The 12435-nt window shown below is 61.9% G+C and carries 13 protein-coding genes; 4 read left to right on the plus strand and 9 right to left on the minus strand.

Annotated features, from left to right (window positions below; translation table 11 throughout):
• The 5 genes from AO692_RS05530 to coxB all read right to left on the minus strand — a co-directional run bounded on the left by AO692_RS05530 (position 1) and on the right by coxB (position 4380).
• A complete protein-coding gene (locus AO692_RS05530) occupies positions 1–630 on the minus strand; it encodes a cytochrome c oxidase assembly protein (RefSeq protein WP_054309026.1) in 630 nt (209 codons plus the stop codon).
• A gap of 8 nt (positions 631–638) precedes the next feature.
• The gene (locus AO692_RS33365; protein ID WP_054309027.1) at positions 639–809 is read right to left on the minus strand and encodes a hypothetical protein; all 171 of its coding nucleotides are present in this window, start codon (positions 807–809) and stop codon (positions 639–641) included.
• Positions 806–1750, minus strand: a complete 945-nt coding sequence (locus tag AO692_RS05540) for a heme o synthase (RefSeq protein ID WP_054309028.1) — start codon at positions 1748–1750, stop codon at positions 806–808. Before AO692_RS05540 ends, AO692_RS33365 begins: the two co-directional genes overlap by 4 nt.
• 75 nt (positions 1751–1825) lie before the next feature.
• Positions 1826–3475 (minus strand): cytochrome c oxidase subunit I, encoded by a 1650-nt coding sequence (gene ctaD, locus AO692_RS05545; protein WP_054309029.1) that lies wholly within the window; start codon positions 3473–3475, stop codon positions 1826–1828.
• A gap of 38 nt (positions 3476–3513) precedes the next feature.
• Positions 3514–4380, minus strand: coding sequence for a cytochrome c oxidase subunit II (coxB, locus tag AO692_RS05550; protein WP_244483262.1), 867 nt, complete (start codon positions 4378–4380; stop codon positions 3514–3516).
• A 365-nt stretch (positions 4381–4745) separates the two neighbouring features.
• Between coxB and AO692_RS05555 the strand changes: the two genes are divergently transcribed.
• The 4 genes from AO692_RS05555 (at position 4746) to AO692_RS05570 (ending at position 7924) form a co-directional block, all read left to right on the plus strand.
• Entirely contained in the window at positions 4746–5267 is a 522-nt protein-coding gene (locus AO692_RS05555; protein WP_054309030.1) for an invasion associated locus B family protein, read from the plus strand.
• A gap of 81 nt (positions 5268–5348) precedes the next feature.
• Positions 5349–6761 carry a metalloprotease TldD gene (tldD, locus tag AO692_RS05560; RefSeq protein WP_054309031.1) on the plus strand — a complete coding sequence of 471 codons (1413 nt, stop codon included), beginning with the start codon at positions 5349–5351 and terminating at the stop codon, positions 6759–6761.
• Positions 6762–6863: 102 nt separating this feature from the next.
• Complete coding sequence (locus tag AO692_RS05565; protein WP_054309032.1) at positions 6864–7190, plus strand: antibiotic biosynthesis monooxygenase family protein; 327 nt, start codon at positions 6864–6866, stop codon at positions 7188–7190.
• A 26-nt stretch (positions 7191–7216) separates the two neighbouring features.
• A complete protein-coding gene (locus AO692_RS05570) occupies positions 7217–7924 on the plus strand; it encodes an NAD-dependent deacylase (protein ID WP_054309033.1) in 708 nt (235 codons plus the stop codon).
• 12 nt (positions 7925–7936) lie between these two features.
• On the opposite strand, the gene AO692_RS05575 is transcribed toward AO692_RS05570, so the two are convergent.
• The 4 genes from AO692_RS05575 to dxs all read right to left on the minus strand — a co-directional run bounded on the left by AO692_RS05575 (position 7937) and on the right by dxs (position 12369).
• On the minus strand, positions 7937–9178 hold the full coding sequence (locus tag AO692_RS05575; RefSeq protein ID WP_054309034.1) for a class I SAM-dependent RNA methyltransferase: 1242 nt from the start codon (positions 9176–9178) through the stop codon (positions 7937–7939).
• Positions 9179–9185: 7 nt separating this feature from the next.
• Complete coding sequence (locus AO692_RS05580; protein ID WP_054309035.1) at positions 9186–9950, minus strand: TlyA family RNA methyltransferase; 765 nt, start codon at positions 9948–9950, stop codon at positions 9186–9188.
• 59 nt (positions 9951–10009) lie between these two features.
• On the minus strand, positions 10010–10267 hold the full coding sequence (locus AO692_RS05585; RefSeq protein ID WP_054309036.1) for a hypothetical protein: 258 nt from the start codon (positions 10265–10267) through the stop codon (positions 10010–10012).
• Positions 10268–10455: 188 nt separating this feature from the next.
• Complete coding sequence (dxs, locus tag AO692_RS05590) at positions 10456–12369, minus strand: 1-deoxy-D-xylulose-5-phosphate synthase (protein ID WP_054309037.1); 1914 nt, start codon at positions 12367–12369, stop codon at positions 10456–10458.
• Positions 12370–12435: the final 66 nt, after the last annotated feature.

Genomic DNA, 12435 nt, shown 5'->3' on the forward strand with positions numbered 1-12435 from the left:
TCATCCCCCGAGATTTGCTTCGGTATTGGAAATTGCCTTGCCGCTTTCCCTGGTCTCCACGGCCGCGACCGGCTTGTTCTTGTCAGCCAGGAACATGGTGTAGGAAAGCGTGATGGTCTTGATGTTCTTCAGTTCCGGCACATCGAGAATGTCCGGATCCACGTAGAAGACGATCGGCATATCGACCGTTTCGCCCGCCTTCAGCGTCTGGTTGGTGAAACAGAAACATTCCACCTTGTTGAAATATGCGCCAGCCAGTTCCGGCGTCACATTGAAAGTCGCGCGGCCGGTGGTCGGCGCGCTGAATTTGTTGGTGGCCTTGTAGGCAACCTGCTTGGTTTCGCCGAGCTTGATGGTGACTTCGCGCTGCACCGGCTCGAATTCCCAGGGAACACCAGCGGTGTTGGCGTCGAAGCGGATGGTGATCTCGCGGTCCAGAACCCGATTGGAATACTGCGTTACGCGCTGCGTGGTGCCGCCGTAACCGGTGACCTGACAGAACATGGCGTAGAGCGGCACTGCCGCATAAGCCATGCCGACCATGGCGCCGAAGAAAGCCACGCAAGCACCGGCCACAGCCAGGTTGGTTCTGTGCTTCTTCTCATCGGCGACTGTCTTTTGCTGGTCCATCATCAGCCTCACATCGGCCGATTGATGACAGGAGCACCGAACTTCACGATCGTCGCCACGTAGAAGATGACGACAAGCACGCCAAGCGCCACCGCGATCGCAACCGAACGGCTGCGGCGCGCCTTCTTCTGGCGTTCGGTCAGCGTGACCAGTTCGAGCTTTTCATCCATCGCACTCATGCCCCACCCAGAACCAGAACACGGGCAAAAACGCTGTCGGCAAGATAAGCGGCGAAGATGGCGAACAGATAAAGCAACGAGTAGCCGAACAGCGCCTTGGCCGGCTTCATGACACGATCGCTGTCGGGCATGCGCAGCACTACCCAGGAATACCAGACGAACCCGACGCCAAGAAGCGTAGCCGGAATGCCGTAGATCGCCGACGTATAGCCGAGTGCCCAGGGCAGCACGCCGATCGGCGCCAGGATGACGGCATAAGCGAAGATCTGACGGCGAGTTGAAGCCTCGCCGGCGACATTCGGCATCATCGGGATGCCGGCGCGCTCATAGTCGCCCGACTTGAACAGCGCCAGCGCCCAGAAGTGCGGCGGCGTCCACAGGAAGATGATGAGGAAGAGGATAATGCTTTCCAGGCTGACAGTGCCGGTCGCAGCCGCCCAGCCGATCACCGGCGGGAAGGCACCGGCAGCGCCGCCGATGACGATGTTCTGCGGTGTCCAGCGCTTCAACCACATTGTGTAGATGACAGCATAGAAAAAGATGGTGAAGGCGAGAAGCGCGGCCGAGAGCCAGTTGACCAGCACGCCGATGGTCATCACGGAAAGCGCTGACAACACAAGGCCGAAACTCAATGCCTCGCCGGGCAAGACCCGGCCGGATGGAACCGGGCGGCTGGCAGTGCGGGTCATGACGGCGTCAATGTCGGCGTCGTACCACATGTTAAGCGCGCCCGATGCGCCGGCGCCGATAGCGATTGCCAGGATGGCGATGACCGCGATCAGCGGATTGATGGTGACGGGAGCCGCCACCAACCCAACAAAGGCGGTGAAGACCACAAGCGACATCACACGCGGCTTGAGCAGCGCAAAATAATCACCCGCTGTCGCTTCCGACATGCGGGAGCCCACTTGCTCCATGTGTGAATTGTCAACCAGGGCCATTGCGTACTTGAAGTCCACTCATTCCGTTTGGCCAAAACCGCCGGCCGGGCCGGCGGTTTCGAACTTGAAGCTGCCTTACTTGACCTTGGGCAGCTGTTCCCACTGATGGTAAGGCGGCGGCGAAGGCAGCTGCCATTCCAGCGTGGTGGCGCCTTCGCCCCATGGGTTGGCGCCGGCGACACGCTTCTTCCGGAACGCCTCGAAGACGCCGTAGAGGAAGATCAGGACGCTGATGCCGGAGATGTAGGAACCGACCGACGAGACGTAGTTCCAACCGGCGAACGCATCAGGATAGTCGATGTAACGGCGCGGCATACCCGAGAGACCAAGGAAGTGCTGCGGGAAGAACACCAGGTTCACGCCCACGAACATGATCCAGAAATGGGCACGCGCGATGAAGGGCGAGTACATGTAGCCGGTCATCTTCGGGAACCAGTAGTACCAGCCGGCGAAGATCGCGAAGACGGCGCCGAGCGACAGCACGTAATGGAAGTGCGCCACGACATAGTAAGTGTCCTGCAGCGAACGGTCGAGACCGGCATTGGCGAGCTGGACGCCGGTGACGCCGCCAACCGTGAACAGGAAAATGAAGCCCACAGCCCAGAGCATCGGCGTGCGGAAGGAGATCGAGCCGCCCCACATGGTGGCGATCCACGAGAAGATCTTGATGCCGGTCGGCACAGCGATGACCATCGTGGCGAACACGAAGTAGCGCTGCGCGTTGAGCGAGATACCGGTGGTGTACATGTGGTGCGCCCACACGACGAAGCCGACGGCACCGATCGCGACCATGGCATAGGCCATGCCGAGATAACCGAACACCGGCTTGCGCGAGAAGGTCGCGATGATGTGGCTGACAATGCCGAAGCCCGGCAGGATCAGGATGTACACTTCCGGATGACCGAAGAACCAGAACAGGTGCTGGAACAGGATCGGATCACCACCATTTTCGGGCACGAAGAAGGAGGTGCCGAAGTTACGGTCGGTGAGCAGCATGGTGATGGCGCCAGCCAGAACCGGCAGCGACAGCAGCAGCAGGAAGGCGGTGACCAGAACCGACCAGGCAAACAGCGGCATCTTGTGCAGCGTCATGCCCGGAGCACGCATGTTGAAGATGGTGGTGATGAAGTTGATGGCACCGAGAATCGAGGAAGCACCGGCGATGTGGATCGACAGGATAGCCAGATCCATGGCCGGGCCGGGCTGACCGGAAGTCGACATCGGCGGATAGATCGTCCAGCCACCACCGACGCCGTAGGCGCCGGGCGCACTCGGCACAAACATCGAGGTGAGCAGCAGGATGAATGCCGGCGGCAGCAGCCAGAAGGACACGTTGTTCATGCGCGGGAACGCCATGTCGGGTGCACCGATCATGATCGGCACCATCCAGTTGGCGAAGCCACCGATCAGCGCCGGCATGACCATGAAGAAGATCATGATCAGCGCGTGGGCCGTGGTGAAGGCGTTGAACATCGACTTGCCGGCATCGAGCGCGGCATCGCCGTTCACACCGTAAACCATGGATGCAAGACCCGGGAAAATCTGGATGCCCGGCTCGGCGAGCTCCCAACGCATCATGATCGACAGGAAGCCACCGATGATGCCGGCCATGATCGCGAAGATCAGGTACAGCGTACCGATGTCCTTGTGGTTGGTCGAATAGACCCAGCGGACCCAGCCTTTAGGCTTATGGTCGTGATCGTCGTGAGCCGCTGCCTGCGCCATGTTCCGCTCCGTTCCCTATCCTTGTTTCGACCGCGGCATCAGTTGCCGGCGGACGCAACCTTGTTGGTACCATCGACCTCGGCCATCAGTGCCTTGTTGGCACCCGGCAGGTCGGTCTTGGCCGCAGCCAGCCAAGTCTCATATTGCTTTTCCGATACGACACGCACGGCGATCGGCATGAAGGCGTGATCCTTGCCGCACAGTTCCGAGCACTGGCCGTAATAGAGGCCTTCCTTCTCGGCCTTGAACCAGGTCTCGTTGATGCGGCCCGGCACGGCGTCGACCTTGATGCCGAAGGCCGGCATGGCATAAGCGTGAATCACGTCCGCACCAGTAACGAGGACGCGCACCACGACACCGACCGGCACGACCATCTCGTTGTCGACCGCCAGGAGACGCGGATATTTCGCCTTGTCTTCCTTGCCCAGACCGGCACGGTCACCGTCAGCAAGGATCGCCGAGTTGAAGGAGAACGGCTCCGCGAACTGATACTCATAGTCCCAGTTCCACTGGTTGCCGGTGGCCTTGACGGTCAGCTTCGGCTCTTCCGGCGGGCTGTACTGAGCGGTCAGCAGCTGGAAGGACGGCACGGCGATGGCCAGCAACACCAGAACAGGACCCAGCGTCCAGGCAACCTCGATCAGCGTGTTGTGGCTGGTCTTGGACGGCGTCGGATTGACGCTTGCGCGGTACTTCAGAATGCACCAGGCCAGCAGGAAGAGCACGAACAGCGTGATCGGCACGATGAACCAGAGCGTATAACGCTCGAACCAGGTGATCTGGCTCATGATTGCGGTCGCGGCCGGCTGGAAGGTCATTTCCCACGGCTGCGGTTGCGCGGCCTGGGCGACAGACCCGGCGAAAACCATCGATGCGGCACCAGCGCCAGCAAGAAACTTCTTCATCGCCCTCTTCATCTCCCAGTCCCCGTCCTGCAACAGGTGGCAGGAATACGATATAACGCCGGGACAGGGAATCCCGGACGGTCCAGATTGGTTCAAACCATACTCTCTTTCCCGCCGCAAGAAAGGAGCGGTCAAAACCATGCGGCATTTTTGCGCGCGCCTTGATTGATTGCAGCCGCATGCACAGGCAGCACGACAATCAAGCTGCTGTCGCATAGCCGTGCCAGAGACAATCGTGGCAAATTGAGCTATTTGCGCTTGAAAATCGTATTGTTGCCGCAGTTGAAAGGGATTGCGCGTCGCCCTCACGCTTTTCCTAAGCGGTGCCGGGGCTTAAAGTGGCGTGATTCGGGAATGGAGCCGACATGAACTTTTGGGTTTCGAGAACCTTGGCGAAGGTCATCTTTCTCGCCACCCTTGCCAGTGCCGGACAGGCAATGGCCGCTGCGCAGCAGCCGAGCGGCAATGTAAAGTCCACCCATGGCGCCTGGTCGATCATCTGCGACACGCCGGCAGGCGCGACCTCCGAACAATGCGTGATGATGCAGAACGTCGTGGCTGAAGACCGTCCCGAGATGGGCCTTTCAGTCGTCGTGCTGCGCACCGCCGACAACAAGGCCGAGATCCTGCGCGTGCTGGCGCCGCTTGGCGTCCTGCTTCCCAATGGCCTTGGCCTCAATGTCGACGGCAAGGATATCGGCCGCGCCTATTTCGTGCGCTGTTTCCAGGATGGCTGCTACGCCGAAGTGATCCTGGAAAAGCCGCTGCTTGACACGCTGAAATCAGGCAAGGCCGCGACCTTCATCGTCTTCCAGACCCCGGAGGAAGGCATCGGCATTCCGGTCGATCTCAAGGGCTTCGCCGACGGCTTCAACGCCCTGCCCTGATCCAAGGGAACCTGTCGCGCATTGCCGAAAGGCGCTCCGGCGCCTACATCGGGATCAACACTTCTTTCAAGGATGCGCACCATGAGCAGCCTCATCGGCCGATTCGACATTTCCGAAGAGCGGATCAAGAAAATCGTCGCAGACACCATCAAGGGTGCGGATGACGGCGAACTTTTCCTCGAATACAGCGAAAGCGAAGCGCTGATGTTCGACAATGGCCGGCTCAAGACGGCCAATTTCAACACCGACCAGGGATTTGGGCTGCGTGTGGTTGCCGGCGAGGCAAGCGGCTACGCTCATGCCGGCGATCTGTCGGAAGCGGCGCTGCTGCGTGCCGCCGGTGCCGTCGCGACGGTGAAGGCCGGTTATTCGGGCACGCTGGCGGATGCGCCGCCGCGCACCAACCGCCGTCTCTACGGTGACGAGAACCCGATCCCCTCACCCGGCTTCGAAGCCAAGGCCAAGCTGCTGCAGGAGATCGATGCCTGGACGCGCGCCGAAGACCCGCGCGTGCGGCAGGTGACTGCATCGCTGGCCGCCTCCTGGCAGCAGGTCGAGATCCTGCGCGCAGACGGGCAGTTGGTGCGAGACATCCGGCCTCTGGTTCGTCTCAACATCTCCGTCATGGTCGGCGATGGCGACCGGCAGGAAACCGGCTCCTACGGCATGGGCGGCAGAACCGGCTTCGGCGAATTCCTGGTCGAACACAGTTGGAAATACGCCGCCAAGGAAGCGCTGCGCCAGGCACTGGTAAACCTCGAGGCCATTCCCGCACCAGCCGGTACGTTCGACATCGTGTTGTCCAGCGGCTGGCCGGGCGTGATGCTGCACGAAGCGGTCGGCCACGGATTGGAAGGCGACTTCAACCGCAAGAAGACGTCGGCCTTCGCAGGTCTGCTTGGCCAGCAGGTCGCCGCCAAGGGTGTCACCGTCGTCGACGACGGCACGATCGCCGAACGGCGCGGCTCACTGACCGTAGACGACGAAGGTACGCCAACCAACCGCACCGTGCTGATCGAGGACGGCAAGCTGGTGGGGTACATGCAGGACCGGCAGAACGCACGACTGATGGGTATGGCCGCCACGGGCAACGGCAGGCGCGAATCCTATGCGCACCAGCCGATGCCGCGCATGACCAACACCTACATGACCGCAGGCGACCACACGCCGGAAGAGATCATCTCTTCAGTGAAGAAAGGCGTCTATGCCGTTTCCTTCGGCGGCGGCCAGGTCGACATCACGTCGGGCAAGTTCGTGTTCGGCTGCACCGAGGCCTATCTGATCGAGGATGGCAAGGTCACCCAACCGATCAAGGGCGCGATGCTGATCGGCAACGGGCCGGATGCGATGCATCGCGTCACCATGGTCGGCAACGACATGAAGCTCGACACCGGCATCGGCATGTGCGGCAAGGCCGGCCAGGGCGTACCCGTTGGCGTCGGCCAGCCGCACCTGCGCATGAACCAGATGACGGTCGGCGGCACTCAGGTCTAGGCATGTTTGTAAAAACGCCGGCCTGCCTGACCGGGCAGGCAGCTTGCCCGGATGTCGCAGAAGGGCCTAACGTCCCTCCCCGCCGACAAATGGGAGGGAGCCATGGCGATCATCGAAGCCGGCAACGGCATCGTCACCCATATCAACATGTTCACGACAACGCCGGAGAGACAGCAGGCTCTGGTCGATTCACTCGCCGAGACGGTGCGGGCGGCCAGCGAAGTACCGGGCTGGATCTCGGCCAGCATCCATCGCAGCTTCGACGGCCGGCAGGTCGTGAATTACGTGCAGTTCGAAAGCCATGATGCGGCGCAACGGGTGACGCGCCACCTGCTGGCCGGAGGCTATATCCAGCGCAACACGCAACTCGGCACCGTCACACCGGGCCAGTATGAGGTCGTGCATACCCTCTCGAACACCGACAATTGAGAAATCCCATCCCCAGTCCGTCCATCATGCCCCCATACAAATCCATCGTCATCCTCACCGGCGCAGGCATTTCGGCGGAGTCGGGCGTGGACACGTTCCGGGACAAGGACGGCATCTGGTCGAAGGTCGACTATCGCGACGTGGCAACGCCGGAAGGGTTCATGCGCGATGCCGCCACGGTGCATGAATTCTACAACCAGCGTCGGCAGGGCATGGCCAAGGTGAAGCCAAACGCCGCCCATCTCGCGCTGGCACGGCTGGAGCGGGAATTTTCCGGCTCCGTCCTGCTGGTCACGCAGAACATCGACGATCTCCACGAGCGGGCGGGCTCGACCAATCTCATCCACATGCATGGCGAACTCGGCAAGACCCTGTGCCAGGCCTGCGAACAACGTTCGCCCTGGTCGAAGGACATGTCGGCGCTTTCGCAGTGTCCAGCCTGCGGCGCCGTCGGCTATCTTCGCCCTGACGTCGTCTGGTTCGGTGAGATGCCCTACCAGATGGACCGCATCTATGCAGCGCTGACCGACTGCGACCTGTTCGTCTCTGTGGGCACCAGCGGCAATGTCTATCCGGCGGCCGGGTTCGTCGAAGAGGCGCAGCTCAATGGCGCACATACGGTCGAGCTCAACCTCGAACCCTCGGACGGACACAGCAGCTTCGACGAGGCCGTGCTCGGCAAAGCGACGGAAATCGTCCCGGCCTTTGTCGATAGAATGCTCGCAGGCCGCTGAGTACCGCCAACTTCAGCGCCGCTTCCGCGGCTTCTCCAGCAGCGCCACAGCTTCGACATGCGGCGACCACAGAAACTGGTCGATCGGTGTCACGCTCTTCAACTGATAGCCACCATCGATCAGAATGCGCAGGTCACGCGCCAGCGTGACGGGATTGCAGGAAACGGCAGCGACGAGCGGCACGTCCGAACGGGCGATCTGTTTGGACTGATCCTCGGCACCGGCGCGCGGTGGGTCGAACACGACAGCGTCGACGGCGGCCAACTCCTTGAAGGTCAGCGGCCGGCGATCGAGATCGCGGCGTTCAACCGTCACGCGCTTCAGGCCGCCGGCAAAACGAAAGCCCCTGTCGAGTGCCGCGAGCGCCGGCCCATCATTTTCCACAGCGAGAACCTCGGCATTGGCCGCTAGCCTCAGCGCAAAGGTTCCGCATCCTGAATAGAGATCGGCAACCCTCTTTGCCTTGCGCACATGCGCGGTGACAAGGTTTGCCATGGCAACCTCAGCTTCGGCGACGGCCTGAACGAAGGCTCCTGGTGGAGGCGTCACAGTTGCCGAGCCGAAGCTGAGCGTCGGCTTGATAGCCTCGACGATGATCTCGCCATCGATGGAAAGTCTGGCGATGCCAGACTTGATGACGAAATCCGTGGCGGCACGGCGGATTGCTTCGGTAGGCTTGCCGCAATCGGAGGCTGCAACGTCGAATCCCGACGCCGTGGCGGTGACCAGGAACCTGAAGGGTTTCGAGGTGTTTGCGACGATGCTGGCAAGATGCCGCAGGACACCGGCCGCCTCGACGATGGCCGGCAGGAGAACCGGGCATTCCTCTATATCGACAAGGATGTTGGAGAACGCCTGGTTGTAACCGAGATGCAATCCGGTGTCGGTGTTGCGGGCCGTGAAGGCTGCGCGGCGACGGCTGTGCGGCGCACAGGCAACGAGATCGGCGACATCTGCCTCGACACCCCTAGCCTTCAGCGCATGGACGACAAGACCGCGCTTCCAGGCACGATAAGCCCCCTCTTCGAGATGTTGGATGGCACAGCCGCCGCATTCGGTGAAATGCCTGCAGGCCGGCTTGATGCGCTCAGGCGACGGCTCCAGCACTGCAAGCAGCTGTGCCCGGTCCTTTTCGCGCGCAGCCGTCACCACTTCGCCTGGCAACGCAAAGGGGATGAAAACATGGCTGCCATCGGCGTCGACGACGCCATCCCCCTGGGCGCCGAGCCGTGCGATCTGAAAACGAGCGCTCATCGATCTTTCACTTGTCCTTCATTCCGGCCAGGAGGAATTCGCGGTTGCCGTCGCCACCTTCGATCGGCGACGGGTGGTGGCCAAGCGCGCGCCAGCCGGGAAGCCCATCCAGCCAGCGATACAAATCAGCGGCGACGGCCTCGGCCTCGGCGGGGTTTCTGAGCAACCCGCCCTTGCCGATCGCTTCACGGCCGGCCTCGAATTGCGGCTTGACCAGCAACAGCGCATATGCGCCGGCTTTCGCCAGGCTGAGAGCAGGTGGCAGCGCCAGCTTCAGTGAGATGAAGGAAACGTCGGAGACGATGAAATCCGGCACGCGACCGCCGAGATTCGCCATCGAAAGATCCCGCGCGTTCAAGCCCTCGACTGAAGTCACACGCGCATCGCTTTCGATCGAAGCGTGCATCTGGCCATGGCCGACATCGATGGCGGTGACGTGGGTGGCACCCCGTTCGAGCAGCACCTGCGTGAAGCCACCTGTCGAAGCGCCAATGTCGAGCGCCTCCAAACCGGACGGATCAAGCCCGAAATGGTCGAGCCCGGCGATCAGCTTCAGCGCTGCGCGCGAGACATAGCCGCGTGCAGGATCGTCCACCACCAACTCGGCACCAGAGGATACGTTCTGGCCGGGTTTCGTCACCACCGTTCCATCAACCGAGACAGTGCCACGCTCAACCGCATCGCGGGCGCGCGAGCGGCTGGCGAACAGGCCACGCACGACGAGCAGGTCGTCGAGCCGCTGGCGCTGATTGGCTGGCTGGTGGGAACGCATCTGCCTTCATTGGCGAAAGCCGCGCCCGAAGGCAAGTCGGGACTGATAGAGGCCTTGTCCTAGAAAAGCTGGCTGGCCGGCGGACGTTCGACGGCAGGCACCAGCCCATCGGCGGGGGCCCGGCGCGGCGGCGGCGCTTCCTGCGCGACAATCATCTGCGGTACCTGATTGTATGCGAAGCCACCGCGCAATGTCCCGATGTTGGCCGCCACGATGTCGATCGCCGCCTGTTCGAGAACGCGGTCATATTGCGGTTCGGCCGTCACCCGGCCAGCCAGCAAAAGCATGCTGGTCGCGCTGAACAGAAGCGCTCTCATTGTTGTTCTCCCTGCCTGGGATTTTCCTAGCAGTGCGCCGTTGAGAAAGGGGCAAGAGAGAAGGTAAGCGAAGCGCCAAAAAGCAACCTGAACAATAGGTTAACAGGGCTTCTCGACAAAGAGATTCCGCATGTTGAGACGGCGATTCAATCCGTTCACAGGCTGATTCAAGTTGTTGATGTTTTGACTCAGGCGCGCTGCGCGCTGGCCACATGGCCTAGTGCTGCAAACACCGTACGCACGATGCCGTTCGCATCGAGTCCGGCATCGGCATACATCTTCTCCGGCTTGGCGTGGTCGGTGAAAGCATCCGGCAGGACCAGCGGGCGCACCTTGAGCCCGCTCTCCAGCAGGCCTTCATGGGCGAGGAAGTGCAGCACCTGCGTGGCAAAACCGCCGATGGCGCCCTCTTCCACGGTCACCAGGATCTCGTGCGAACGGGCCAGACGGCGGATGAGGTCATGGTCGAGCGGCTTGGCGAAACGCGCATCGGCCACGGTCGTCGAGAGACCGGCGGCGGTCAGTTCATCAGCCGCCGCAAGGCAGTCCTGCAGGCGCGTTCCGAAGGAAAGCAGCGCCACCTTGGTGCCTTCGCGCACGACGCGGCCCTTGCCGATCTCCAGCGGCGAACCGCGCTCGGGCATATCGATACCGACACCGTTGCCGCGCGGATAACGGAAGGAGATCGGCCCCTCGTCGTATTCGGCAGCGGTGCGCACCATATGGCGCAGTTCCACCTCGTCGCTTGCCGCCATGACGACGAAATCTGGCAGCGAGGCAAGGAAGGTGGTGTCGAAGGCGCCGCAATGGGTTGCGCCGTCGGCACCGACGTAGCCGGCGCGGTCGATCGGAAAACGCACCGGCAGCTTCTGGATGGCGACGTCGTGCACGACCTGATCGTAGGCGCGCTGCAGGAAGGTCGAGTAGATCGCCGCGAACGGTCTGTAGCCCTCTGTCGCGAGTCCCGCCGCAAAGGTCACCGCATGCTGTTCGGCGATACCGACATCGAAGGTGCGGTTCGGGAACACTTCGCCGAACAGATCGAGTCCGGTGCCGGTCGGCATGGCGGCGGTGACGGCGACGATACGGTCATCCTCGCAGGCTTCGCGGATCAGGCTTTCGGCAAAGACATTGGTATAGGTCGGCGCATTGGCCGGAGCTTTCGCCTGCGCGCCGGTGATGACATCGAACCGGTTGACGCCATGATATTTGTCGGCGGCCGCCTCGGCAGGCGCGTAGCCCTTGCCCTTTTGCGTAACGACATGGATCAGGACCGGGCCCTTGCCGTTGTCGCGCACATTCTTGAGTACCGGGATGAGATGCTCGAGATTGTGGCCATCGATCGGGCCGATATGGAAAAAACCGAGCTCCTCGAACAGCGTGCCGCCGGTGACATAGCCCCTTGCATGCTCGACGGCGCGGGTGATGGCGCGGTCGGCGCGCTTGCCGAGGTAGGACGTCAGTTTCTTGCCGAAATCGCGCAGGCCAAGATAGGCCTTGCCCGAGCCGAGTCGAGCCAGATAGGCGCTCATGGCGCCGGTCGGCGGAGCGATCGACATGTCGTTGTCGTTGAGGATGACGATGAGGCGCGCATCAAGCGCCCCAGCGTTGTTCAATGCTTCGAAGGCCATGCCAGCCGACATCGCGCCATCGCCGATCACGGCGATGACATTGTTCTTGCCGCCGGAAAGATCGCGCGCCACGGCCATGCCGAGACCGGCCGAGATGGAGGTGGAGGAATGAGCGGCGCCGAACGGATCGTATTCGCTCTCGGTCCGCCTGGTGAAACCGGAAAGCCCGTTCTCCTGGCGCAATGTGCGAATGCGGTCGCGCCTGCCTGTCAGGATCTTGTGCGGATAGGCCTGGTGGCCGACATCCCAAATGATCCTGTCGTCCGGCGTGTCGAAAACGTAGTGCAGCGCCACCGTCAGCTCGACCACGCCGAGACCTGCGCCGAGATGCCCGCCCGTCTGCGAGACGGCGTCGACCAGTTCGGTGCGCAACTCTTCCGCGAGTTGCGGCAGGTCGCTTTCGGAAAGCTTCTTCAAATCCGCAGGAATGCGGACCTTGTCGAGAAGCGGCGTCTGGGGTCTGGCGATCAATGGCTGGCCCGTTCAAGCTCGCGTTCAAGAATATTCAAAAAATCGAATAGGCCTCCGACCACGGAA

This window comes from Mesorhizobium sp. 1M-11, assembly GCF_001303895.1.
Lineage (GTDB): Bacteria > Pseudomonadota > Alphaproteobacteria > Rhizobiales > Rhizobiaceae > Mesorhizobium.